Raw genomic sequence first — 598 nt, 5'->3', positions numbered from 1 at the left:
CCCTACCAGTGCCGATAATAGCGACTGCACCAGTGTTAACCTCTATGTGGGCTGGGCTGACGTACTAACCAATGACGGTGAGCCCCGCTGGGACTTTGGTGCAGCCACTCAATTGCCTGGCCTGCGTATTAACGGCGTGATCTACCGTGATAGTGACGGCGATGGTGCGCTGGATGGTAATGACGCTTTTCCGCTAGATTCCAGCGAGTGGGTTGACAGTGATGGCGATGGCATTGGTAATAATGCTGATACCGACGATGATAACGACGGTGTTGAAGATAGCAGTGATGCCTTCCCCCTAGATGCCAGTGAGTCTGTTGACACCGATGGCGATGGCATAGGCGATAACGCTGATGCCTTCCCAACTGATGCTGCGGAATCAGCCGACACCGACGGCGACGGTACCGGCAACAATGCTGATACCGACGACGATGGTGATGGTGTTGAGGATAGTAGCGACCTTTACCCTCTGGACGCCTCCGAATCAGCCGACACCGATGGCGATGGCATAGGCGATAACGCTGACGCCTTCCCGATGGATGCCAGCGAATCGGCTGATACCGACGGCGACGGCGTCGGCGATAACGCTGATGCCTTC

The 598-nt window shown here is 56.2% G+C and carries 1 protein-coding gene; it reads left to right on the top strand.

Annotated elements, in window-relative coordinates:
* Positions 1-598: thrombospondin type 3 repeat-containing protein (locus IDZ20_RS06655; RefSeq protein WP_188150650.1), on the top strand; the 598-nt coding region annotated here is incomplete at both ends.

It is taken from the genome of Teredinibacter waterburyi (assembly GCF_001922985.1).
Lineage (GTDB): Bacteria > Pseudomonadota > Gammaproteobacteria > Pseudomonadales > Cellvibrionaceae > Teredinibacter > Teredinibacter waterburyi.
The sequence above is the reverse complement of the archived record's forward strand: the minus strand, read 5'-3'. Positions and strand labels throughout refer to the sequence as shown.